At 29.1% G+C, this 26,732-nt stretch carries 20 protein-coding genes; 8 read left to right on the forward strand and 12 right to left on the reverse strand.

What is annotated here, in order from left to right; genetic code table 11:
* The first annotated feature begins 22 nt into the window (after window positions 1-22).
* Window positions 23-283, forward strand: a complete 261-nt coding sequence (locus AAFU52_RS22090; protein ID WP_024770216.1) for a carboxypeptidase regulatory-like domain-containing protein — start codon at window positions 23-25, stop codon at window positions 281-283.
* Between the two features lie 138 nt (window positions 284-421).
* On the forward strand, window positions 422-592 hold the full coding sequence (locus AAFU52_RS22095; protein WP_161635283.1) for a hypothetical protein: 171 nt from the start codon (window positions 422-424) through the stop codon (window positions 590-592).
* 8 nt (window positions 593-600) lie between these two features.
* On the opposite strand, the gene AAFU52_RS22100 is transcribed toward AAFU52_RS22095, so the two are convergent.
* On the reverse strand, window positions 601-1,812 hold the full coding sequence (locus AAFU52_RS22100; RefSeq protein WP_024770217.1) for a multidrug effflux MFS transporter: 1,212 nt from the start codon (window positions 1,810-1,812) through the stop codon (window positions 601-603).
* 124 nt (window positions 1,813-1,936) lie between these two features.
* Between AAFU52_RS22100 and AAFU52_RS22105 the strand changes: the two genes are divergently transcribed.
* Both AAFU52_RS22105 and AAFU52_RS22110 read left to right on the forward strand, forming a co-directional pair.
* Window positions 1,937-2,524: a hypothetical protein gene (locus AAFU52_RS22105; RefSeq protein ID WP_438423577.1), complete on the forward strand. Its 588-nt coding sequence runs from the start codon at window positions 1,937-1,939 to the stop codon at window positions 2,522-2,524.
* A gap of 106 nt (window positions 2,525-2,630) precedes the next feature.
* Window positions 2,631-3,203 carry a DUF4251 domain-containing protein gene (locus AAFU52_RS22110; protein ID WP_438423578.1) on the forward strand — a complete coding sequence of 191 codons (573 nt, stop codon included), beginning with the start codon at window positions 2,631-2,633 and terminating at the stop codon, window positions 3,201-3,203.
* Window positions 3,204-3,947: 744 nt separating this feature from the next.
* Here AAFU52_RS22110 and AAFU52_RS22115 read toward each other — a convergent pair.
* The 8 genes from AAFU52_RS22115 to AAFU52_RS22150 form a co-directional block, all read right to left on the reverse strand.
* Complete coding sequence (locus AAFU52_RS22115; RefSeq protein ID WP_438423579.1) at window positions 3,948-5,420, reverse strand: ThiF family adenylyltransferase; 1,473 nt, start codon at window positions 5,418-5,420, stop codon at window positions 3,948-3,950.
* Window positions 5,421-5,434: 14 nt separating this feature from the next.
* Window positions 5,435-5,794, reverse strand: coding sequence for a hypothetical protein (locus AAFU52_RS22120; RefSeq protein ID WP_438423580.1), 360 nt, complete (start codon window positions 5,792-5,794; stop codon window positions 5,435-5,437).
* 2 nt (window positions 5,795-5,796) lie between these two features.
* Window positions 5,797-6,240, reverse strand: a complete 444-nt coding sequence (locus AAFU52_RS22125) for a multiubiquitin domain-containing protein (protein ID WP_438423581.1) — start codon at window positions 6,238-6,240, stop codon at window positions 5,797-5,799.
* Window positions 6,241-6,476: 236 nt separating this feature from the next.
* Entirely contained in the window at window positions 6,477-7,499 is a 1,023-nt protein-coding gene (locus AAFU52_RS22130) for a type II TA system antitoxin MqsA family protein (RefSeq protein ID WP_438423582.1), read from the reverse strand.
* A gap of 2 nt (window positions 7,500-7,501) precedes the next feature.
* A complete protein-coding gene (locus AAFU52_RS22135; RefSeq protein ID WP_210196893.1) occupies window positions 7,502-7,849 on the reverse strand; it encodes a type II toxin-antitoxin system MqsR family toxin in 348 nt (115 codons plus the stop codon).
* A gap of 1,238 nt (window positions 7,850-9,087) precedes the next feature.
* Window positions 9,088-9,312: a hypothetical protein gene (locus tag AAFU52_RS22140; RefSeq protein ID WP_438423583.1), complete on the reverse strand. Its 225-nt coding sequence runs from the start codon at window positions 9,310-9,312 to the stop codon at window positions 9,088-9,090.
* Window positions 9,313-9,314: 2 nt separating this feature from the next.
* The gene (locus AAFU52_RS22145; protein WP_438423584.1) at window positions 9,315-18,023 is read right to left on the reverse strand and encodes a hypothetical protein; all 8,709 of its coding nucleotides are present in this window, start codon (window positions 18,021-18,023) and stop codon (window positions 9,315-9,317) included.
* Window positions 18,020-19,465: a hypothetical protein gene (locus tag AAFU52_RS22150; RefSeq protein WP_438423585.1), complete on the reverse strand. Its 1,446-nt coding sequence runs from the start codon at window positions 19,463-19,465 to the stop codon at window positions 18,020-18,022. The genes AAFU52_RS22145 and AAFU52_RS22150 overlap by 4 nt, the downstream gene beginning before the upstream one ends.
* A 531-nt stretch (window positions 19,466-19,996) precedes the next feature.
* On the opposite strand from AAFU52_RS22150, the gene AAFU52_RS22155 reads away from it, so the two are divergent.
* Both AAFU52_RS22155 and AAFU52_RS22160 read left to right on the forward strand, forming a co-directional pair.
* Entirely contained in the window at window positions 19,997-20,593 is a 597-nt protein-coding gene (locus AAFU52_RS22155) for a Crp/Fnr family transcriptional regulator (RefSeq protein ID WP_438423586.1), read from the forward strand.
* Between the two features lie 75 nt (window positions 20,594-20,668).
* Window positions 20,669-22,048, forward strand: coding sequence for a 2OG-Fe(II) oxygenase (locus tag AAFU52_RS22160; RefSeq protein WP_438423587.1), 1,380 nt, complete (start codon window positions 20,669-20,671; stop codon window positions 22,046-22,048).
* A 375-nt stretch (window positions 22,049-22,423) separates the two neighbouring features.
* Here the strand turns inward: AAFU52_RS22160 and AAFU52_RS22165 are convergent, their stop codons facing one another.
* The gene (locus AAFU52_RS22165; protein ID WP_438423588.1) at window positions 22,424-23,140 is read right to left on the reverse strand and encodes a hypothetical protein; all 717 of its coding nucleotides are present in this window, start codon (window positions 23,138-23,140) and stop codon (window positions 22,424-22,426) included.
* A gap of 413 nt (window positions 23,141-23,553) precedes the next feature.
* Here AAFU52_RS22165 and AAFU52_RS22170 point away from each other — a divergent pair, with 413 nt between their 5' ends.
* Together AAFU52_RS22170 and AAFU52_RS22175 are read left to right on the forward strand one after the other, a co-directional pair.
* The gene (locus AAFU52_RS22170) at window positions 23,554-23,769 is read left to right on the forward strand and encodes a LytTR family transcriptional regulator DNA-binding domain-containing protein (RefSeq protein ID WP_438426652.1); all 216 of its coding nucleotides are present in this window, start codon (window positions 23,554-23,556) and stop codon (window positions 23,767-23,769) included.
* A gap of 431 nt (window positions 23,770-24,200) precedes the next feature.
* Entirely contained in the window at window positions 24,201-24,377 is a 177-nt protein-coding gene (locus AAFU52_RS22175; RefSeq protein ID WP_438423589.1) for a hypothetical protein, read from the forward strand.
* 263 nt (window positions 24,378-24,640) lie between these two features.
* On the opposite strand, the gene AAFU52_RS22180 is transcribed toward AAFU52_RS22175, so the two are convergent.
* Both AAFU52_RS22180 and AAFU52_RS22185 read right to left on the reverse strand, forming a co-directional pair.
* Complete coding sequence (locus tag AAFU52_RS22180; RefSeq protein ID WP_438423590.1) at window positions 24,641-25,795, reverse strand: alpha/beta hydrolase-fold protein; 1,155 nt, start codon at window positions 25,793-25,795, stop codon at window positions 24,641-24,643.
* Window positions 25,796-25,864: 69 nt separating this feature from the next.
* The gene (locus AAFU52_RS22185; RefSeq protein WP_438423591.1) at window positions 25,865-26,656 is read right to left on the reverse strand and encodes an AraC family transcriptional regulator; all 792 of its coding nucleotides are present in this window, start codon (window positions 26,654-26,656) and stop codon (window positions 25,865-25,867) included.
* Window positions 26,657-26,732: the final 76 nt, after the last annotated feature.

Consider the following 26,732-nt stretch of genomic DNA (forward strand, 5'->3'; position numbering starts at 1 on the left):
TTCTTTAATAAACAAAATATCAATGGGAGCCGCAATTAGAGGAAAAATAATAGAACAGAAATCTAAAAAACCTATAGAAGAAGCAGTGATAACTTTAACTATCACTGGGATGACAAGATTAGTAGATATAGCACAAGTGACCAATGATGTTGGGGCTTTTTTTTGGAATGATCTAACACCGGGAAAATATGATATACTCATTATCGCAGAAGGGTATGCAAACAGGAAAATTTCAATACTACTAAATACAAATGAAGAACAGAAAATTTTAATTGAACTCTAAATCCTAAAAGAAGGATTGTTCGTACGTATCTTAAAATAAATATAAAGTACTGCGAATGAGTAGACTAAAATTAAAAAAAAATGATAACTTAGAAAGAGAATTAATTATTAACCGCATGATTCGCTAAAACTTTCCACTATGAATAGTAAAGAAAAACCCACTAGAAAAAGACGATTCGCAGATTTCCAGAATAAATACCGTAGGTCTTCTAATTTTGGATATGGATCAAAAAGAGACCAGTTTGCCATTGCTGGAAATGGTGATTTATCTATCCCAGAAGAAAGTAAAGAGCATAATGAACGCAGGTAATCGCTTTCCTAGCGAGTAACACTCTGTTTTTTTACTGCTACTTTTATATACACAAGAATTACAATTGAAAGTAGTGCGCAAACCAAAAAGCCTATAAATAGAGGTAGGGTAGTGTTTAAAACAAACCTCCCGATATAAGTACTAATAGGAACAGCCATAATCGTAGAAACAAAACCTGTAATTGCAGCACCGATCCCTGCAATATGACCAATTGGTTGCATGGCCAAAGCCCTTAAATTTCCAAACAAAAATCCAATAGCAAAAAATTGCATTCCGAAGAATAGCAATAGAACCTCTACACTTGGATTTGAAGAATTATAAAATAACACGATATACAAAAGAGAAATTCCAAAAAATGCGAGTAGAGAAGTGGTAACCAATTTCTCCATACCATATTTTAATACCAGTGTTCCGTTTAAGAAAATAGCAGAACCTATCGAGATTGCCAAAAGACCAAATATATACGGAAACTCTTCTTTTAACTGATATTGCTGCTCAAAAATTTGTTGAGATGTACTTAGATAAACCATAAAAGATCCCACAATAAAACCAGAAATAAGAGTATACCCCATAGTCGTTTTGTATTGCATTAATTCCTTTAGGCCGTCCATAAAAATAGTAGATGTAAACTTAATCCGTTTAGATATTTCCAGGGTCTCGGCTTGTCGTTTCCAAAACCAAAAAGACACGAGTAAACTAAATAGCACTTGTATATAAAATATTGCTTGCCAATCATAATGATCTAACACAAATTTCCCCAATGCAGGGGCTATAATCGGCACCAAAATAAAGACTACAGTAATAAACGACATGATACGTGCCATATAATCACCACTATAAATATCTCTAATCATGGCAATAGCAATGGTTCTGGGGGCAGATAGTCCAATACCTTGTAGAATCCGACCTAACACCATCATTTCTACACTTGTAGCAAAAATGCAAATAAAGCTTGCTATAATAAAAAGTACAAACCCCACATACACGACAGGTTTTCTACCGATACTATCTGATATGGGACCAAAAACTAATGGACCAATACCAAGGCCCAGAAAAATCATGGTAATTAATAATTGATTGTCTGCAATCTGTCGGGTACCAATGGTAATTCCTATGATGTCCAGTGCTGGTAAAAGTGCATCTATAGCCAAAGCAACAATAGACATTAGGGATGCCATCAGAGTAACAAATTCAAACTGGGCTAACTTATTTTTTTGCATCTGGCAAAAGTAACGTATTTGACCCACAAAGAATTATAGTAGAATGTTATATTCTGTAACGCTACATCATTTTTGATAGTCTTTTATGCGAATAGTATTTTTTAACCAATATCATCACTTAATTATGAAAAATAGTGACGCTTTAAGATACAACAAACAAAGGTTAAAACTGTTTCGAATACCTAGGAAAAGGTATACTGTTCTTGTAGTAGGAGTAGTTGTATTTTCTGTTTTCTTATCTGGAAAACAAATATATGCACAAGAAAAAGAAACAGATGCAAATGGGGTGGTAGATAAGAAATCAAAATTGGTAATCGGTGGGTTTTCATATTCTGGGCTATCAAGTCGTGAACAGCATGCATATTTTACAATTAATTATGAAGTAAATTCAAATTTGTTTATAGAATTACAGGGGTATAATGATACATATCTGTCTGCAGATGTTTTTAAAATGCCGATTAGAGGAAAATTACATTTAACAAATAAATTTCGTCTTTTTTCTGGTTTGGAAATAGAACTTACACGAAATGCAGATGTTCACGATATAATAAAAGTTCCGTTATTACGGACTAGGTTTATGTATGGTATGGGGTATGATTTTGATGCTAATTTTTCTTTAGAGGTAAATCATAATCTAGACTTTGGCACATCTGAATTTGGGTATTATGGAACCCCAAATTTATTATATGTACGAGGAAGATATAGGTTTTAGAGACTAAAAATATCCTATTTATAATCTGATTTACTGCATTTTATGTGTTAATATTTTAAAAAATGGTATACTATTTGATGCAATTATTAGTATATTCTCAATAAAAATGAAAACTCTTTTTTTAATACTTACAAGCTGTTTACTAATTAGTTGCGGAAGCTCACAAAATCTGGAGGTATCTACAGAAAAAAGTAAGGCTTTAGATGAATTGGTAGCACAAAAAAAACTCGAAATCATCTCGGATTGGGCAGCACCGTTAGCAACTAGCAGTCTTAATGCGTTGTCGAATAGTGGTTTATTTCCTGCAGGAAGTACAACAAATAATATAAATCTGATCGGAAATTTTAATCATTTTAGAATCCTGGGAGATAGTATCTCTGTGTATTTACCATACTATGGAGAACGTCGAATATCTGCAGGCTTTAACAATAGGAACAATAATATAGAATTTGATGGCGTGCCAGAAGATATTAAGGTTACTTATGATGAGAAAAAACAACGGTACTTGATGAAATTTGGAATTAGGAATGCTACAGAATGGCTTAGAGTATCGGTAACACTATATCCAAATTTGAGAAGTGATATCATGATACAGAGTAATCACCGAACATCGATACGATATAGAGGTAAGGTATTAAAGCTGGAAGAGAAAAATAATACCGCAGTATCGAATAATTAGTAATAGTTTAAATCAATAACAGGAAGCATTCAAATATTCTATTTTACATAATATAAATTATAGTACAAATGTTATCATTGGTATTTTAAGAGAGAAGTCCATTTGATAGCTATAATGTAGTATTATGTAAAATATCCCAGAAGCATTCATTTTCATTATAATAATTGGAACTTGGGTCATTAAACTAATAAGCGGTTTGCTTCGCAGAGTTTTTAAAACATTATGTATCTATAATTAGCCGTTATGTAAAATAGCCGCTACCAAGCGCTCGATTGCTTTATAAAATCAAATTGCTCTGGCAATTTATTTTACACACAATTATCCAACGCTTGCTAACGCCAAAATAAAAGCTAACCTTTTTGCTCTTATTATAAATCGCGTATTCGATAAAATGTACGTCATAAAAAATTTTAGACGATTCTCGTAAGCTTGCCACAAGAGCATAAATTTTAAGAAAAATAAAATTCTATGCACTTGTTATATTTAGAACTTCAATTAATCTTCTTTTTCATCTTTCATTATCTTTTGTCTTGAAACAAAAGAAACAAAAATTCAAGGCTGCATATAATTTTGGAAACAATTAACGGCTCATTCGCTATATTTTAGGAAACATTGGAACTTGCTAATAATACTTTGAAATATTATGTAAAATAGAAGTTCTTTAGAAACTAAATAACTAAACCCCTAAAATATGGACGCTTATTTCTCCTATTGTTTTACCAAAATCATATGAGGCCAAGAAAATTATAAACTAAACATTGAATTTATTGATTCTTTCAAAAAAGTATAAAATCCTTTGCTTTTCTTGTTGAGTAGCGACTTCTCATACTTAATTCTACTATTTTCAGCAGCTAAATGTTTAATAATTAATGATTTATTTGTGTCGTCTGCATTGCCAAGTAAATCATTAGAAATTGCACAACCTTTTCTACATTTATTGTCAAAATCGAAATCTATATTTCCTGTATTGAAATCCATTTCTTTTGGACCATAGTAGAATCCTCTTGGTTTCAAAATCAAGGATAAAAATTGTTGTATTTCCATTCCTGCTAAACTCAAACTAAAACCAAAAACATTTTCACCTCGATTAATAAAGTGATTTTTAGGTAATCCTTTTATATATTTTGGATTATCTAATTCCCCTGATAATTCTAATGCCGCATCTTCAGGTCTATATTGACCCAAACATTGCAAGCATATTCTTTCAGGTCCTATTGTGTGTGCTTTCCATCTAGCTTGGTCGATATTTGACAAATCTGCATTTGGATTTGTATCAATTCCGCCATCAATAACAGGAATTAAGTTTGCAAAAGATAAACAATCTATACTGTATCTTGGCAAAGGCATATCAACACAAGAAAATAAAACATCACAATCAAGAGCTGCTTCTTGCCCTTCTTTTTCAGTAATACTATATGGAACAGCATTAATACTTAAATCTGAAATAAGTTCCGTTTTTAAAAGGCGCTCTTTTTGAACATCTACTTTATATTTTCCAATATCAGCTCTGTTTATTGCTAATAATCTATCTAAATTTTTCAATTCAACTATATCAAAATCTATAAGTGTCAAATTTTTTATACCTGTCCTTATAATAGCTTCAGCAACAATAGAACCAACACTACCTAAACCTACTATTCCAATTTTTAGCCTAGAAATTTCATGTTGTTTTAAATCTCCCCAAGATGAAATAGTACGTTTAAACTCTTCTCCGAAACTAGATTTTGGAAAAATATCATCACAGAAATAAGTTTTTAGGGACTTCCCTACTACCCTTACCGATTCACACCAATATCGCTCATAAGTATTTGGAGCTTCTTTTATCCAAAAGCGTGCACTCCAATAATTATCTGTTCCTATTGTCATTCCAATCAGAGGCAACCCTGTAACAGCCTTAACTCTTGGAGCTAACATTTTCTCTGCTTCTATATCGTCAAAGCTCATTCCTTGCCAACCTGGATAAGGATGGCTATGGATAAAACAGATTCCTAAATTATTAGCTAAAGCATAAGAAGTTACTTTATCAAAATAAGATGAATTGAAACTTACATTTCCGTGTACATTTCTGTCCTCAAATTCTGGTAAAATCACTTCATTAATCACTCCTGTTTTTCTAGTTTTCCCAGAAGATATTTTATAAAAAGCAAAGCATAAATCTTCTTGACCATCCTCTCTAATGAGGTGCTCAAAAAATATCCTATTGACATTTTCTGTCATTGTTATGCTATATTTCATTCGAAATCTAATAAAGTTCTTAAGAATGCTAAATAATCATCCGCAGTCATACCAGAAGTCCATCCTCTAAAAGGTCGGCTCCAATACTGATATTCTGGTGTCGGAACTTTTCTATCATGTATTCCTCCAAAAGGATGTGTGCCTCCACCTCCTGTAATTGGAAGTAAATGTGGTTTAATATGTGGACCTGAAGGCGGTAACATTGGAAATTGCTGGCCTTGTAAAGCTATTTCAATTTCTTGTCCTTTAAACCTTCCTAATGGAACGATAAACTTGAAGCACACAAAATTATTTGTGTGCATCCAAGTTTCGAGTCCTTTGCTTTGCAACTGACTCTTTAACTCTTGATTTCCCATAACTACGAAACAGTTGTAGGTTCAAGTTTGCAAGAACTAAATTTAAGACCATTTTTAATGGCTACTTTATGTTCTCTATCATTTTTGTAACTAACTTCTCTATGACCACTAATTTGTTTTAAATAAAACCCATTAGCATTCTTTCCTGATGCAGTTAAAATCTCATTTGGTGTCATGAAACATTCATCAACTTCAACAGGTTCATCATCAACATAAATTATCAGTTTCTTATAAGGTTTAGCAAAAAAACCTTCAATTCCAGCTCCTTTTAAATCAATTTTCTCATTTAATTGAACTGGCTCAAAACCTTTTTCATTTACCTTAATTAATAATTCATAATCTTCTACAGGTAATAAATCAGCATTTTCTAAAATTTCCTTACCTGTAATAATTGCATTAACAGATTCAAACTTTTGTCTGTTAACTCTAAATATAAACTTTTCCATTTTTTTTAATTTTTAATGGATTAACTCATTTCTTTAAAATAGTTTGAGCATACTATTCAGGTAGGTGTTGTACTAGGTATTGTTTAATTAATATTAATTTGTACCTTTGTACAACAAAACACGGGAAATGTTAAGATGATAAGTCTTAATTATTGAAGTCCTCGAAAACTTTAAATCCCATTTATATCCAATTTATTGTTACCAGCAATAGATTGGATTTTTGTTTTTTTATCGGCTTATATATTTAAGTTAAACGCATATTTATAATCAATTAAACTTTTACCATTTTTAAAATTATCTTTCCAAGCATCTTCAAGATGACTTCTCTCAATAATTTCAGTTGTATTTTTACACTTGAATTCTTGATAAACTCTATCTAAAATTTCAAGTTCTTTTTCTGTAAATTTTTCAGAATCAAAATCTTTATTACTAACAAATTCTTTACTGTAACCCCAATCATTTTCCTTTTTGATTATATCAATTGCATTAGTACTTTCCATATAGTCAAAAATACTATCATAGTTATTCGGAACAGGTCCCATATTAATTGCTCTATATCGAGTACCACTTATAGAAACCGCTTCATACTTATAATGAAGGAAATCACAATAAAACAAGAGCTTATTTAATTGAGTGACATATGGCTGCATATTTTTTGCAAAGAAAACCACCATTTCAGTCAACTTTTCAATATTAGGTCTTATATATCCTGTATAATTATCTGGTAACTTATCTCCTAATAAATAATTTTCAAATCTTATTGAAAATCTGATTTTCTTTTTTTCCTCTATTAACTTTTCAATTTTATCAAGAAGTTTGTATCCTTCGTCTGTAAAATCATTTTTATCCTCATTATCAATTTTGAAAACATTACTTAAATTGACCAAAGACTTAAATTGAATAGGGTTTTTAGCTAACTGAATCAAATTTGCATTTGATTGATTTGGCACTTCACCATTTTCATAATTTCTATAACTATTAATACCAAAACCTAAAATTTCAGACATTTTAGTTGCAGAAACGCCATATTTTGCTCGTATTTCCCTAATTTCTTCAGGAAAAGGCAAGTTATACTTATCGCGATACTGATTATAAGCTTGTCTCATCTTAATAGTATCAAATTCTGTCGTGGTAAAATATTGTTTACTATCAGTACAATAAAAACTAGGATAGGTAACATTAAAAGTTTCCTTTCTAAAAGTTAAATCCTCTTTTCTAATCTTAATAGACATTTCTTTACCTGTAAATGGGCTCTTCATAATTACTTAAATTGATATTCCATTGGATACTCTGCAATATGAAAAGAAATACAAATCACACTTGTATTTTCAAGTCCAAGTGTAATTTTGATATAAACTTCCTTTCCTCTCAACGTTCTGCCGAACACCCACATTTCTGAACCTCCATATTGAGTTTCTTCAAGAGGACCTTCGCAGTAATCATCAATTACTAAATTTTCGAGAATTTTTTTTCTTTCATTAGGCATTAATTCCAAGTCAGCAAGAGTCTGGGAGTTTTTTCCTCTATCGTCGAGGAAAAGAATATCCCAGATATTCATGTTTACTTTGAACTCCTTTAAGAAGTTTTTTACTTGTTCTTTTGATGCCATGATATAAATTCACAGTACAAATATAGTAAAAATATCTATATTCAACTTTAAAGTGTGATAAATAGTTATTAACACAATTGTTTATAACTTTAAAGTGTAAGTATCGAGATTAATGCCATTCCACACACATTATGCTTCCCTCCTACGTCGTCGCATAAAAAGTGTTCCATTAAAATCGTAGAAGAAACTTTTGAGAAGAAATTTTTTAAAGAAACTGTAGTAACAACTTTCGCTTTTAATCAAAGCTCAAGTTACATAACGCAGAACATTATAGTACAAATGTATGATATAAGTAAAACGGCGGATACCGCGTATTTGATATAATATCAGATATAAGTACGCGCCAGCGTATTATATCGATAGATATTATGTCAAAGTCGTTTTACGACACGCCAGTTTATTATTAGTAGCTATAATGTTCCCAGCCACATCAACCCGCAGCTTTTTATAATTGATTTGTGATCAATTATAAAAACTCGTGTAAAATATCCCACAGTGATTCTATTTCATAGCAATATTAGCTACTGGGGTCATTAATATTTCTTTTAAGCCGTTTATGATTAAACCTCACGTTTATATTTGTAGCTATAATTTGCCGTTATGTACAGAATAATTCTAAAGATTGAGAATCTTTGGAATTGTTAGTGAGTTGATATGGCTGGGCTACCAAGCGCTCGATTGCTTTTTATAAATTAAACGCTTACTGGCTGTTTATTTCTAAACACAATTTGCCATCGCTTGGCCACACCAAAAAAAAGCAAACACTTTTAGGTAGTTTATAAATCGCGTATTTGATCAATCATACGTGAAAAAAGTTTTTATGCGATTCTCGTGACGTTGCCGCATAGTATACGGCATAATTTTAAAGATTGAGAATCTTTGAAATTGTGAGCGAGCCTTTAGCCTTGGCAAAACGAGATAATTTCTATGCACATGCTAACTGTAGAACTCTGATTAAACTTTTTTAAATAATGCTTATCTTTTGTCTTGAAACAAAAGAAACAAAAATTCAAGGCTGCATATAATTTTGGAAACAATTAACGCTTCATTCGCTATATTTTAGGAAACATTGTAACTCGTAAAGATTGTTTTGAAGTCCCTTGTATAATAGAAATTCTTAAGAAACTGTATTACTAAACCCCTAAAATATGGACGCTCATTTCTCCTATTGTTTTAGCCAAAATTTTATGAGGCCAAGTTTAACATCGAGATTCTATTTTACATAATGTTTATATATATTATACATCAGTTAAAATAATTCGTTTTGTAAATCCAATTATGACTGATGCTAAACCTGAAAGAAGTAAAACAAAGCGACTCGCACTTGTCTTCTCTTCTCCTTCTCCTTCTCCTTTTTGCTTTAATAAACCTGTAAACCCTTCATTCTTTTTGATTAAACCAATTACAGTTAAAAAGGCAATTGAAAAGAAGATTGTTAGCAGTAATATTATAAATGTTTTCATTTTTAATTGTTGTTAGTTATTTCGATTTCTGATATTAATATTGGCTGTAAATTATTGTTTTTTTCATCAAATACTGTAAAGCGAACTAAATTTGTTTTATTATTCAATTCAACTTTTTCTTTATTAGTAAATGAATTCATTTTTTTAGGAATTAATAACTCTTTAACACCATGTGTTGTTTTTTGAAACTCTTCTATAGTAAAATTAGATATTTCCCACTCTCCTACTTCCTTTTCAAAACCCTTTTTATTATAGCGTATAACATCATCATTAAAAAATAGTTTTTCATTTCTTAAATATTGTAATCTAGGAATTAACGTTCCCGGATAGCTTACCCAAGGAGATTTAAATTTAAAGTCTTCATTGAGTTTTTCATCATCAATTTTTGAATTACGAGTAACCTGCATCTTTAAATCAACCGATTTTCTTAATTTTCCTTTTCTTAAAATATTAAACTCTCCTCCTCCTATAGTAGATAGACTAAATTTATAAACACCTTTTTCAACTTCTTCTATTTTTCCATTATCATTAGATTCCTTTTTCCACTTGTCTTTTTTAACCATTTCAAACATAACAGAAACTTTATTCTCATCCTCTTTTGAGTTTTTTAGAGCATTAGTATTAGCTATATTTAAGATCGGATTTGTAAGTATTTCACCTAATGTTAATGATTTTTTTTGATTTCCAAGAAAAGCAATTGCTCCAAAATTTAAAGAGTTAGAATGATTCGAAGATTTTTTTGATATTTTATTGGTTTCAAAATTTAAATTAAATTCGATGATATCACCAACTATAGCATCTCTATAAGTAAACTCACACTCAAGTTTCCAACTACCTAAGTCATTTCCATCACTTTTACTTATTATACAATCTTTAATAGTAGGAGATTTTGGAAATCTTCTTTCTATAACGGGAATACTTATTTCTTTTTTACCTTCAATTTTAATTGGTTTATATAATTTTATCCAATCTGATGATTTAGGAGCATCGTTGTTTGTATCATTAAGACTAAAATTATGTTCAATATGTGTTATCCTATTTTTTAATTTTAATTGTTGTATAACACTTCCACTTCCTTCAGCTTGTTGATTATTTTTTGCGTAATCTAATAGTAAACTTAAATTTTTATCTTCCATTTTACCTGGAATAGCTTTAAAATTATCATCATCTGTATTGGTTTCAATTAAAAGCTTTGTTCTAGGGTAAGGATTATTACATGTAAAATTCACTACATTGTCAAGGTTATGAAAATTTGTAAGGTTATGCAGCATCATATTTCTAAAATCCATATTACTTTTAGAATCAGATTCGCTTTTTAAAGCATTGCCAAGATAGGTTTGAAGGACACCGGCTATTTCAATCTTATAATTAAGAAATTTGTTAATATTATCTATAGAAGCCATAGAAATAGATTCTTCTAATATGTTTTCAGGTTTTAGCAGACCTTCAATTCTTACAAGTATTTTTCTTAAACTTGATTCTAAATCTGTATTGTTTTTAATTTCTGTATTGCTTTCAATTTCTATATTGTTTTCAATTATTCTATTTTCATAGTCTCCCGTATATAAAGAATTGCTTATTGGTTTAATACTTAAAACTTGAGTCCCTTCATTTTTAAATGTTATCTTTTTTTCAGGAATAAGATATATATATTCTTTTGCATATTTACGATTGTAACCTATTCCTAGTTTTGTATTTGTCTTGTTTTCTATACCAGAGATCAAAGCTTTATTGTTCTTATCAATAAAAACTGGAGAATTCACTTCATAAACTTGCTTATATAATTTCTTATCATTATCTGATTTAAGTAAAAATGTTTCCGGTACATGGTCAAGATTTCTTGTTAATTTAATTAAAAACTCCAAAGGTATTATTTCCGATTTATCAATATTTTGAATATTAGAATTAGTAGCTTCATAAATATTGAATTTTTTAATAATGTTGTTGTACGAACTTCTTAAAGTAGTTGTTTTCTTACCATTATCATCAATTAGTGATTTAACATAGAAATAAGTGGTTTTACTAAGTTTTTGTAGACTAGTATCCGATAACTTCACTTTTGCCTTCTCAATTAGAGAAAATAATTCGCTATAAATATCATCATTAACAACATGTTCTAGATTATGAGATTCTTTATTTACAAGTTCAACTTTTCCTTCATTATTTTTAATATCTTTTAGTTGATCATAAATTAAGTTAAACTGATCTAAAACTTTAGAATCATTATTAATATCACCTAAAAAGTTTCTTTTTAATGCTATAAAGAATTCATTTTCATTTGTTACTTTATATCGTATTTCACCATTAGATCCTGTTTTTGTTCTCCAATTATTTGAATCTTCTTTTTCTAAAACATCAATAATAGCTCCTCTAATATCAATAGATAATTCAACTTTTAAATTTTTATTTAAGATTGCTTTAAAATATGGATATTCTGCAGGTGGAATAATTTCATCAAAATATTGATGCCTATACGTTTGAGACTGTTTTAACTCCACTCCACTTAATCTGAAACCAAGTTCATTTCTCCAATTTCCTTTAATCGTAAACTCTTTACCGATACTATTATATCTGTTTTCTCCTCTATCTATAGGAATTATTTGTTTGTATATCCATTTTTCTGAATTATTAGATTCTAGAGGTAAAATAGGGATGACGTTATTAAATTTAACATTGTTTAATTCAGAAATATCATATTCTAATAATCTATAATCATTTAGTACAATATTATCATTATCAGGAATTGTTCTTTCTAGACTAAATCCAATTGTATTAGGCAATCTAATTGCTGTATAATCTTTAAATATGTTATTATTCTCTGTATTTCTTTGATACTCTGTTTCTTTTAGGAAGAGTTTTGAATTATCATTAGCATCAGTTGTTTTTAAAATAAAACAGTTATGAAATTCTTCAAAAGAAACATCTATGTTAGCACTGGTTTCTAATCTTTCTTTAGAGTTTTTATAAAAAATAAATGTTAAATTAAATTCCTCATCCTTTTGACCATCGAACAATAATGATGTATCATCGTTAACTTTTTCCTTTATTTGACCAAAATAACCGCCATTATTAGTTAACCCAGCATCTCTTAAAAGTTTTACAAAATTCTTCTTACTACTTTTATATTCATGTTGCGAGTCTATATCATCTGAAAAATAAGATATATGTACTTTCTTTTGTGCGTCTTTTAGTTTTGACTTTTCTATGTTTAATCCTTCAAAAGGAAATGTTCTAGGTGATAAATTATTTCTATAAATTAAATAAGTATCTAGATTCTGTTCGGTTAAAGTTTTAAACCATTTTTCGGTAGAACCATTTGTTGTCGTTTTTTCTATTTCGGTTACTAAAGAATATTCACTTTCAGAATTTGACTCTATCCACTTACTCAATAATTCTGCTTGACTTGGTTCACAACCAACAAATTCAAAATATTTGTTATCTTTCTTTTGCTTACATAAAAAGGTTACTTTAATTGCTTTGGATATTACATTTTCAGATAATACTTCTTCTTTTTCATTTGTGATATTAGTTTCAAATTTTAAGCTTTGTAAAGCTTTATCTAAAAGATAAACATTTAAACCATTTTTTAATTTATTAATGGATGTTGGAAAAACTTTAGAAGTTATTTTATAAGGTTTTAAAACGTTAATTTCAGACTCTTTAAAGATGTCTAACCCATCAATAAACTCTTTTTCAATATTATCTATTGACCTTTTATCAATACTAGCAGAAAGTGTTTCTGTACCATCCTTTAATGTTAATTCAAATTCTGTGTCTGTTTTTATTACTGAAATACTGTTATTAAATAACTTGAATAATGGTATTGGTTGTTCATCTTTATCTGGATTTGGTAATCTTAGTCCATTTGCATAATAAATATTTATTAAACCCTCGAGCTCATAACAAATTCTGTCTACTATTTCAGGGTAATTTTTATAATCTAAAAAATGATCTATTGAAAATTTCTCTTCAGGAATTTGTTCTTTAGCAATTTTCTCTAAACCAAACGTAATTATTGTTTTAAAATAATCGTTAAGTATCTCATTAAATAAGTTAATACTTTGAGTAAATTCTTTTTTGTTTTTATCTTGTTGATTTTCTAATCTATAATAATCAAAAAATTCATTAATTTCTTCCTTGTAATTTGCTGTAATACCGCCAATCTGTATTATATCATAACTGCCATTTAATTTTAAATTATTGATTAAAGGAAAATATAATTTTGAAGGGCCACTAGCTTCTTCTGAATTGTTAGTTCCTTCTTTTGTAAATTCATTAAGAAACTTGTAATCGAAAAATTCAGATGGATTAGATACTTTCAAGAATTCAGACAAAAGATCTTCATCAACAGTATTATTATCTTTGTCAATTAATTCTTCTTTTAACTCCGTAGACATATTGTTAAAAATGACAGTAAGTATATCTTTGATAGGATTGAAGTAACTACCTTGGGCAAACCCAGTATTGCCATCTCCTTTCCAATCCTTATGCATTCCTAAATCTTCATATTTTGTAATGCCACTATCTTCATTGGTAACATGATAAGATAACAGCCCAAGTAAATGCGCTACTTTTGCCTTAACTTCTCCAGTTTCATTCTCTACAAATAAATTAGGTGTATATATTAAAGAGAGTTCTTTCTTATCAATCTTTTTGTTTAAAAACTTAATAGGCTCTAAAGCTTTTTTATTAGAAGTACTTCCTCCTCCGATTTTAAACCTGTATTCAATATAAGTTTTGAATGTATAAGTTGCTTTAATTTTCCAGCATTTTTTGCGTCCAAATGCGCGAATACATATTTTGGCAATAACTATTGTAACTCTAACTTTTACGCTACCACCTGCTTTAACTAAAATGGGTTTTAAACCACTACCGTAATCTTCAATTAGCATGCTTGTATAAATTTCTACCCAAATGTGAACAGCTACCTTAACAATGCTAAAATCTACATAACCAACAACTTCTAAAATTACACCTACACGACTTTCTATAGAAAAACCTTTGGGTTTAATACTATTATTTTCAAAACAAACGGTACCAATAAAAATTCCGTAAACTGTAACAGATGCTCCGGCATAAAACGCACTTTTTTTAATTTCTTTACCAATGCCAACTCTTAAAGCCATCCCCATTTGTAATGCCGTCAGTTTATTACCAACATCATCTAAACACCAGGTTACCTGACCGCCAGAATACTTTGCTAAATAAAATCCACCTTTACCTATAAAAGGAAGTAGTTGAGCCACTGCACTATTGGAATAATCTGTAGTATATCTTCCAATTTTTGGGAAGCCTAAATCTGCTTTAAAATCTCCATTCGTAAAAATATCTAGCCCAAAATTAGGGAGTGTAAAAGAAACAGCACCAAACTCCCAGTTTCTTAATTCTGGAGATAATTCAAACTGACTTTTCCAAACTCCTAATGAATCATTTACCTTATAATAAAGGACATCTAATGTAAAAAGTTCACTTATTTTTAAATACAACCCATACATACTTGGATCATTAAAAATAAATTTAACATCTACAACATCTTTAAATTGTAAATCTGCTGCTATTAGCCAATTTCTATCCGATTTATACAAGTTAGTTACCGCAGAACTGCATAATTCTACATTTTTTATGGTGCTTTTAACTTCATTAATAACTTCAGCGGTAAATTCTCCTTCACTTAATCCGACTCTTTGTCCCAGAGCAATCATTTTAACGATGTCATCTTCATTATTCTCATAAACAGCTAACCACCCAAGTTTACTGTTATTACCATCTTTAAATATAACTCCATGAATATTGTTTTCGCTATTAGGATATTGATTCCCTAGTATAGTTAATCTACAGTTTATAAGTTGTAAATAAAAAAGATTATTTACTTGACATAAATTAAGGGTTTCGATACTAAGACCTAAAACATCATTTAGATTAATATCTAAACTTGTACTAAAACCATTAAATTTAAAACCTAATTGTATTTCCTTACCAGACCAACCAATGAATAGATTCGAATTTAATTTTTTAAGAGAGGATAAGTCTCCTAATGTACCTAAATCTAGGTCGAATAAAAACCCAAACTCTAATTCTTTTAGATTTCCTACAATAGACGCTAAGTTTAAGGATTGTATCTTGTCATTACCAAACCAAAAAGAATTAAATTTAATTGGAAAGCTATTAAATATAGATGAAGTGTCATTATCACTAAACCATTGTAATGAGACATCTAAATCGTCAAGGTTAAGATTTAAATCAAAAGATAGGTCATCTATGTTAAAATCATAATCAATTCCAAATTGCCAGAATTCAAAACTTTCAGGTAAATAGTTCTTAACTTCAAATTTAGGAAGCGAAATTTCAGTGTTAAATGTAACTATTCCATATAAATCAAACTTATAATCAATATCATTTTCATCACTTTTTACTTTGTAAAAAGTTGCCCCTGTTAGTTCAATACTTTTTATGATGAATTCTTTAAAAGTAAATTTTATGTCTTTTTTAATTGAAAATGAATAAATATCCTTGTCTTCAATTTTAATGTATGAACCAATAAGTTTGATATCTGTTGAATTTAAATTTTCATCAGTTGTATTATTGGTTACATCAGCTTCATTTAAATCTAGATTATAGATTTTTTCTGTTTTTAAATCGACATTGCATTTAAAACTAGTTATTTCTGAATTAGTAAATTTTACAGTTAATTCTCTTAATTCAAAACCGAATCCATTTTTAACCTCGATTTCTTTATTATTCTTGTATTTAATACCAGCAAAAAAAGAAGTTTTTTCAATAATATCCTTTTCTAAAATAGTATCATATTTTATATTACTAATTGGAAAAGCTAAATAGTCAGCCTTTAAACTATCACCAACTCCCTTAGCTAAACCTTTGATGTCATGAGGTAATTCTTTTGATGTAATTGGTATATTTAATATAATAACACCTTGCCAATTATCATTTTTAATTTCTGATGGTAAATTATCTAAAGCATTTTCTATTGTTTTTGAATGCTTTTTTTCATCTATTTCAGCTCCCTCCAAGAATTTGTTAGACCAATACTTTAGTTCATCTTCTTTTATCATTGTTTCCAAAGACTTACTATTGTATTTAAAAATAATTAAAGGAGAGCTCCCTTCTGATGTTGAGAAAACAGGGAATTTCCAACCCTTAATATCAATTTTTCCAACTTGATTATTAATGTAACCGGTTAATTCATTTGTAGTAAGTACTAAAAATGCGTTTTCTGACTCTAAAGCATTTAAAAAACTATCTCCCTTTGGACCACTATTTATTTCAAATTTAAAAGTTTCCTCTTTACTTGTTTGTTTTTCAGAAAAAAAATAGTTTCTCTTATTATCTCTTAACAACCCATTTCCAGACTTATAATAAGTTGTTGATTCAGTATTTTTTAAGAAACTTAAAGATTTATTGTTTGTTTTTTGGATTAAAGTTTCACGCGTTTTTAATAAAACTTTATTTTCTAAATCTATTAACTCGGGAGTATTTAAAATAGGTAAGTAAGGAAAAGCTGTGTCACTTGCATTACCAATAGGTATCGAAGCTAAATTTCCATTTTCATCATAAAATGCCCTTGTTTGAGGAGCTTTAAAATACCTTTTTTTATTATCGTAAATTATGTTTGCTTTTTCTGCTTCTTCATTATATGTTAAAAATTTGATGTATGGGACTTGATACCCATCTTTTAAAGAATATGAGGTCTTTTCAAATAGTTTACCGTTTTTAAGTTTCTTTTTATTTGTTTCCTTAATAATAAAAGATTCTTTTGAAGGTTCAAACTGAATGATCGTATCATTATTATCTTCGATATAGGTAGCACCACCATTTAATAATATTTTATTTGATTTATCACTATTTGTTATAATCTTAATATTTCCTTCTGGAACAAAAGCTGTTCTTGGTCTCCAACCCTCATTATTTGGAATTCCAGAATTTACCAATTTAAACTTAAATTCTTTTCCATTCATTTTTATAGCTTCACCTTGAATCAATTTCCCTAAATTATCTCTTAGGTTTAAATTGAAGGTTTTAGATTTAAATACTATAAAAGTTTCTGACTGCTCTTCAGTTGGCTTGTAATTAAAAGTGAACTCTAATTCTTTTTCTTTTTCTTCTAAAAAAAAATTTGATTGATGTATAACTTCATCTTCAAAAAAAGTAGCTCCTCCATTGAAAAACAGTTCGCTTTTTGAAATGAAATCAAAGGTTACTGTTGGATTATTACTGAATATTGGTAGTTTAAAGTTTTTGCAAGTTGTTTTAAAAGGAAGACCATTAACTGATTTATTGAGTCTGATATTACTTAAAAAAAGATCATTCCCTATAATCCTAGTAACTGAGTTATTAAATGTTAGACTGAGAGTTTTAAGAAATATGTTGTTTTTTGGTTTTTTTAAAGTGACTTTGTTATCATTATTTTCTATCGAAAACGAAAAACTAAACTTTATATAATCATTATGATTTTTATTGAAGCCAAAACCACAAGTGAAAGTCCCATTTTCAGGTATGTTTCTTTTTAATATTTCTTCTATACGTGATTGGTTATTAGTAATGTTTTTTATTTGAATTATAATAAGACTCTCTCCTGATTTTAAGATCAATGAATTAAGGTTATTAAAATCTCCAGAAATATTTTCCGTACTTAGTAATAAAAAATCGTTTCTATCCTTTATTATATAATAATTGTCTTGTTTTTCTATTTTCATAACGATATCTTATCTGATGGAAGGATTAATAAATTACCAATTGAGTTACATTTTATTTTAACCTTTTTGTATTTTTTATTATTTGATGAATAATGTTTTAATCTTTTTATATTTAAGTTAAAGCTTTCGTCATATAACATCTCGAAAGTACTTCCAAATGGGATTACTTTCTCTACGTAAAAATTAGAATCATATTTACTAATAACTCTAATACCAATAGTGTAATAGAATTTTGTATCATCTAATTTAAGAACATCTAAATGATAAATAGTTGGATTAATAGAGTTTTGTATCATATCTGATAATGTGTCTTGTATAGTATCTTCTGAAGGATGGTGTTTTAAATGGTAATACTTATTTATATCATTTATGCCAATCAGAAGTAAATTATCATAAAAATAAACCGCTCTGGTGTTAATATGACCAGCCATATTTTCTTTATTATAATTATATACAATAAAAAAGTCTTTTCCTTTTTTGTAGAATTTTTGGGGATTTAAATCTAATGATGTGCTAACTATAGAATCTTGAGTAGATGTAAAATCAAAATTTTTCCACTGATTTTCAATAGTTAATTTATTGAACTTTTTTACTATATTAAAAGTATTTGCTGAATGCAGATTATATTTTGTAAAAGTATTCCCTTGACTACCACCTGTTGCCTTGTGATAAAACATACTTAAACTAAAATTATGGTCTAAAATATAGGCTGGATGTATATCATATTTAGCACTTATTTCGTCTACATAGCCGTAATTGTATAAGCTCAGTGAAAGCGGTAAGGTTAAATTACTAAAGAAATAATTTAAAATTTCTTGTTCATTTCCCTCTTTCAGTAGAATTTCACTTTCATAAGAATTTACATTGTTTAAATTAGTTGTAATACTTATGTTTTCAAAAGTAGTAGTTTTAATATCTATTCCTTTTAACGTTAGATCTGAAATTAATACTCTTAATTCGTCTATTGTTTTTAAAGTGTTAGCAATATCAAACGAATATGGACTACTAGTGTCATAAAGAGCATTATAATTCCAAACAGTATAAAAATTAATTTCTTTTCCTGTATAGTAGAGGTATACATGAAGAGGTTTATCTAGTAAACCATTATAAATAGAATCTTTTGTTTTCTTTACCCAACTTTCACCAAAACCAGAACGTTTTGATTTAAATATTTTTTTTGAACTGAACCTTTTATCTTCCTCTTTTTGTACTTCTAAATCAAACTTGTTAATAATGATAACACTTTTGTCATTTCTTATTTTTCCTTGCGAATCAAATTTTATATTTCTAGCTAAAAAATTCGAAGGAGGTCTAATAAATGCTTCATCTTGATTTGTTTTTTTGTCAACAATAAATTTATTTGAGTTACAGCTTTGTAACGTAATAATAAATGAAATAAAAAAAATAGATTTGATAAAATTAGTAATTTTAAAAAAGTTCATATTGTTTAAATATTTAGAAAAAAATCCAGTTTCAATTATTATTTATAATTAGTAGCCTTTATCTCTTTTTCCATTAAATTTTAAGTATTAAAATAGATATAGTACAATCTTATAATAAAAACGGAGCTATTCAATACCTGATAATGGGTATATTATGATTTCGTTTTATTACTATTAATCAAATGATTATTGTTAAATATAACAAAATTATTTTTTCACAAACCATTCCATACACATTACCACTTCACTCCTATCGTCGCTTCGGGCAAAGAGTATTTCATTACATTTTTTAAGAAACATTTGAGAAGAAAAAAATCAAAGAAAATTGGATTAAAGAACTTCGCTTTTACCAAAGCAAAGTTACATAACGCAGTACATTATGATACAGATTGTAATTCATAATTTCCCGCCACATCATCTCGCAGATTTAATAAATTGATTTTTAAATCAATTTATTAAACTCGTATAAAATTGCTTTAAAAACTTTAAAGTTTGTAGTTTTATTGTTACAATGTATGATTCCCTTTATAAATGTATGACCATAAAGAATATCAAAAATTAATTGATTTTATTTCTAACTGGGTAGATCTTTCAGAAATAGATATAGAACGACTCCAATCTAAACTTTCTATAGAGATTTATGATAAAGGAGATAGTATAATTAGACAAGGACAAGTTTGTAAATCTTTGAAGTTTGTCATTTCAGGAATTTATAGAGTTTATCAATTAAAAAATGGGAAAGAAATTACAAGTTATTTTAATTATGAATCAAGAAATCCTTTAGTTGCCTCGTTTGTGAGTCTTTTGAAAGAAAAACAAAGTAATGAAATTATTGAATGTATTGTGCCTGGCAAGTTGGTCTCAATATCATATACCGATTGGACATCATTGTATAGTATAAGTCAATCTTTTAATACTTTTGGCAGATTAATGGCTGAGTTCAATTATGTCTTGGCTATAGAAAGAATAGAATCGTTACAGTATCAAAGCGCTTCTGAGAGATATGATATTTTCATCAAACTCTATCCAAATCTACTCAACTTAATTCCGCACCATTACATAGCTTCATATTTAGGAGTTACTCCAGAATCATTAAGTAGAATTCGAAAATTATCTCATAAAACGTAAATCTTACCATACATCAATGCCCATAATTTATAATTCTAGGAACTTTGATTTATAGAAATCTCCAAACCTTTTTATATGTATAAGAGTACAACTATAAATGATTTACCTGTTTTAGAAATTGATAATTTTCTTTCTAACGAGGAAATACAAGCAATATTAGAATCAAGAATGGAAAGTTTTGAAGCTGCTATTGGACATTATCCCGAGTATTATAGAAACAATGATCGCCTTGTAGAAGATAATTCGTTATTATCTTCTATGCTTTTTAGGAAGTTAAAAGACATAAATATCTTGAAAAAAGATATAAAAGAAGAGGTTGTTGGTATAAATGAACGAATTAGATTCTGTAAATACCAAAAAGATCAATTGTTTTCCAAACATCAAGATGGCATTTACTATCCAAATGCTATTTCAGAATCTAAATTTACATTTCTATTATATCTTAATGGAAATGAAAGTTTTAATGGAGGAAACACTGAATTTTATGTTTCAAAGAAAGATGAGAACTCAATAAAGACTATTACTCCAAGGAAAGGAAAATTAGTTATTTTCGATCACAAGCTATGGCATAAAGGAGCTTTAGTTACTGAAGGGAATAAATATATTCTTAGGTCCGATATTATAATTGAAAGAAAAAGCAAAAACGCTCATCACGATGGATATATATGGAACTTATTAAAGTTAAACGAAGAACAATTCCTAAGCTGTGGCAGAGATAGAAAGATAAAATTATGGAACAATGATCTTGAATTACAAAATACCATGAGTATTCATTCTAAATCGGTATTTAGAATGCTTCGCATTAACAAATCTGAATTTATCTCTTGTTCCAGAGATTTTACAGTAAAAAAATGGAACCTATTAGGTGAAGTTTCATCCACTATAACTTTTGAAGAAATGATTTTAAATATCAAAATTAATCAAAATGAAGAAATTATTGCAGTTGGAACAAGTGGTAAATTATATGTATTAAACTCAAGTTTGCAAATATTAAAAATAATAAAAATTCATAACGGTTGGATATGGGGTCTATCTATTAAAAATGATAACACCATTATTACTTGTAGTGAAGATAAGACTGTAAATAAAACAAATATACAATTAGGAGCTACCGAATGTATTTATACTCATAATCAACCATTATTTTGCTTAGGCACATTGAAGAAAAATATAATCCATATAGGATCAAAAGATGGAATACTAATTCAATTTTCTATTGACACTAAAAAAGTACATAAAATAAAAGCTCATAACGATATTATTCGATCAATTGTTTATCATAATGAAAAGATTATAACCTGTGGAGAGGATAATAAAATAATATCAATTGATAAGGAATCTGATGAAACTAAAGAAGTACTCAAATCAGACAACTTTATGCAAGATATAATTGTATTAAAAAATAGGATCTATGGAGCTGGATATAATGGAATTATTGCAATGAGAAAAATATAATTGCCTATTCCCATTCCACACACCTTCTCCTACTCTCCTATCCCTTCGACAGGCTCAGGGAATGCGTCAGCTCATTTAAAAAGTATTGCATTACCTTCTTAAGGAACATTTGATAAAGATTTTTTTGAAAAAAATTACGTTAGTTAAACATTACAGTACAAATGCATATTATAGCAAATTAGTGCATACCGTTACCGACAATTTAAAATGTGGATCGTAATTAGTTAAAATACGGAAAGTTTGTTATGCTACAAAATCACTTTCTTCGTAATTATATAAAAATTAAAAGTTAAAAAAATAGCGGGGTATGTCCCCACTATTTTTTTGTTTACACACTTTATGAGATAGTCCTTAATAACTCGAAATTTAACTAAATTAATTTACACATTGCTCTTGATAATTAATGTAAGAGAATGTATATCCTACAATAGCGAATCCACAGGCAATAACAGTTACACAAGACAAAAGACCAAAAGTGGCCACTACAAGAGTTACTATAGCACCGAAGCAGGAGTCAACTTTACTAAATATTTCTGGATTATAATAGTTTATTGTTTTAAAGGCATTTGCAATATTATTCTTTTTGGCAAATTCTTCATTATTTAGCTTCAACCTTAAAACTATATTCTCATAATTTGCTATTGCTGTATTAAAATCAGAATTCTGTATATCTTTTTTAAACTGGTTTATCAAGTTTATATCATTTTGATTTATCCAGCCTTTTTTTTCAGATATGTCTAATATACGCTCTTGGCTAGAATCCGTTATTTGATGAAAATCATTTGGGAACACAATATCAGTATCATAGTATGAATTAACCATTTTCAATATATTTTCACTTTTTTCTACTGTACCCATATCACCAACCTCTTTGTCTGATAAAGTATCCAATATATTAGTAATATCAGAGTTCTGCTTTAATGTTTTGAATATCGTATAATCAAAAGAATTTTCAATTTTACTTGATTTGGCACTTTGAAATGTGGTACTTTCATTAGGATCTATAATCGATTTTTCACAAGACACAAATAATATTAATGAAGAAAGAAATATTGCAAAGTAAGGTTTTCTGAATGATTTTAGAATGTTCATAATTTTAATGTTTTAGAATGTTTGTTAAGATTAATTATTTTAATTTCTGGCTTGTTACCAAAACATCAAAAATGTTACCCATAGAATTTATTAGTTTTTAGAAAAACCGCCACTTATTATTTTTACAACAGCCTATTCAGAATACGCATTAGAGAGTTACGAACTTAAAGCGGTAGATTATCTATTAAAGCCTATTGAGTTTGATCGATTACTACAAGCAGTAATGAAAGCAAAAGAAGTATTGAATCAAAATACTGCAGGCATAAAAGCAAGCCCAGAAACTTCTTAAGAGAAACCTGATCAAACCGTATTTATTAAAAGTGGTTCGGAATTTCATCAAATCCTTATTCAAAATATCAAATACATAGAAAGTGATGGTAATTATGTGACATTCCATACTTCCTAAGCGTTCTATTCTTGCACGTTATAAAATATCGGAAGTGAAAGAGTTATTACCTCTGCAGTTCTTTGTAAGAGTTCATCGTTCCTATATTGTTGCAATAAAACATATAGAAACGATCAAAAAACATTGCGTGACTATAGATGGTGTTGAGATTCCTATAAGTAGTAATTATAGAGAGGGCTTTTTAACTTTTATAGATGATATTAGTAAAAAGAAAGATAATTAAACCTAAAGACACTATTCCGTAATTAATTTAAAAATATAGAGAATATTCCCATTCCATACATATTCTCCTGCTCTCTTATCCTATCGACAACGCTTCGACAAGCTCTGTGCGGCAAAAACAATTACGGTTCATTCGCTATATTTTAGAATACATTGTGACTGGTGATATTGCTTAGAACTACTATAAACTTTAGTACTTGGGTCATTAAACATTAGGCTCTTGGGTTTCGAATTTACTAACTTTAAATTCAAACTATCATTATGAAAACAGTAAATCTAACGAGAGTCAGATAATCAAGATTCAAAATTAGAATAATTTAGTTTAATTTATTGGGTAACATTTTATTCTTTATAGGAACAACACGAAGAATAGACATAAACTGTGAGTGTCTTTAAAATGTTCACTAAAAAATTAATTTATAATGTTTAATAATGAAAAAATTAAAAAATCTCGGTACAGTTCTTAGTAAGACTGATCAAAAATCTATTAATGGTGGTAGAGCAGAACAATCTATTTGGCCTGATGGTTATCTCCATTGGTACTGTCATAATCACTATGACTCTGATGCAGATTATGATTTTTGTATGAAGGTATTAGGAGGAGTTTAAATTGTACGAAAATAAATTACAAAGCGTATCTCAATTCGCTTTGTAATTTATCTTTTACACTATTTTCTTGAGCAAAGGCAGCTTGTAACGAAATAGCAAAGATCAATAGTAATAGCTTTGTTGTATTCATGTTTCTTCTTTTAATAGTTTACTTTTCTTAACCTTGTTGGCAGTAGTTGTAGTTTTATTGTTTTGGTCTAAGTTTTTCTATAATCTTTGTGCTCACCCAATAGATTTTTGATAAGTAAAGCCAGATTTTAATTCTAGAGTCTTTGTAGCCACCTTTTAGCAAGTGAAAAATCAGGGTCAATTGTCAATGCTTTTTCGTACATGACCTTAGCATTTTCAAGCTGACCTTGAGTTTGGTGTAAAAGACCCATTCCGAGATAAGAGTCCTTCTCTTCAGGATACACTTCTAAGGAATATTGAAAGATTTCTTCTGCGGCAATTAAATTCTTACTTCTTATAGTGACATAACCAAGGTCAAATATGACCGATATAGGTGTCTTGATTTCATACCCATATCGTTTTGATAACCTATCGAAATGTTGTTTCACTTTATCCAACGATTCCAGGTTTTTACGGAAATTGAAGGGTTTGAAGTCTGGATATAATGCAAGAAGAAACTGTGTAAAATCCATCGCTGGTACATGACCCTGGTTTACCAATTCATCCACTCTATAGGTAAAACTCTCTGGTTTATGGTCAGCTAAAACACGAGTGAATTCAGAAACGTGATTTGTTAATCCTTCATCATCGCTGTAAATGATGTGTAGAAATCTGTTTTCCGAAAGCGTTTTTAACGGACCTGATTTTATTTTTTGTTGAAGCTCTGTCGATATGTTACTAAGGGACGGACTGCTTGCGAAGTAACCATTAAACAGAAGAGGGTTGTTAAGCAGCGTATAAACACTGAAAAACCCACTGTTAGAACCGCCAAAAAGGACTTTGAACGGAGCAGCCCGGTAGTTGTTATCAACGTACGGTATCAGCTCTGTCTCAAAAAAGTTAATATAATTATCCGGAATTGTTGTGTCTTGATCCCTTGTTGGCAACAAAATTCGATTTCCTTCGGGTAAATCTATTCCAATAAGTATCATCTCAGGAATTCGTCCTTCGCCCATGTAGTCTAGTGTAGAGGCTAACATGGCGAACCGAGCTCGGTAATCTGAACCCAACATATACAGCACGGGATAGGTTTTCCTAGAGCTATCGTAGTTCTCAGGTAAATGGATTGATAGTGGAATAGTTTTGTTTAACACTTTTGACTGAAGTGAAGATATTTCGCCTAAGGTAACTGCTGGTTTACTGTGCTCTGTTAAACGAGGAGAATCAGGATCTTTTTCTGTCTTTTCTTGAGCAAAGACAGTGTTTAGCGATAAAGCACATGTCAATATCAGTAATTTCGTTGTTTTCATATTTTCTTTATTATAAATGTGTTATTTCTCATTGTTTTAATTAAGAAAGCAAACATACTTTTTGAGAGATTACCAGTCTTGTAAAATCTTGCTATTCTTTTTATAATCACCAGGAGTTACTCCTACGTATTTTTTGAAACTATGTGTAAAATGGCTTTGGTCATAAAACCCTGATTCAAGAGCAATTTCTACCAAAGGAACATCTGTATAAAAAAGCTTTTTTGAGTTTTCGATTCTAATGGTAGTTAGATATTCCAAAGGTGTTAAACCAATGTTCTTTTTAAAGCTTTTTTGTAGTTTAAATTTATTCACTTTAAACTTTTTCTGGAGCGTTTCTAAGGTGATTGATTGATTATAGTTTAAAGACAAGTAATTGAGAATATCATCGAAAGATTCGTTAGCAAATTTTTTAAAATAAGGTAGCTCATCGTTATTCAAAGTATCCAAAAAAAGGTTTTCAAGGACTTTGAAAATTGATGCTTCGTTTATGTCAAACTCACTGTTGCTATATGAGATAAAATAAGGAAGGCTTGTCAGATAAGAATAATCAGCATTTATTTTTTTTGCAACTTTTTTGATCACGTCATCGCATATATAAAGCGCCTTATAGGCCCAGGCATTGTTTTTATTGCTCCAGTTTTTATGAATTGAATAAGGGGGAATTAATTGCATTGCATTCTTACTGACCAAAAAACCTGAATTGTTATATGCAATGTTTTCACTTCCGTATTCTATATAAGCCAGACTCCAAGATTGGTGAAAATGCGAAGGGAAGTTTTTATTGATAAACACAGCAGACTTGAGTTCAATACCGTCTAGCATTGATAGTTTTGTGGTCTTTACTTTGTTTATTTCTATCATTTAAATTTACAATTAGGTACTTGTCAAAGTATATACAACGTAGGGAATTCGTATTAGATGTCAATTGATCACCAGC

The organism is Aquimarina macrocephali (assembly GCF_051627225.1).
Classification (GTDB): Bacteria; Bacteroidota; Bacteroidia; order Flavobacteriales; family Flavobacteriaceae; genus Aquimarina; species Aquimarina macrocephali.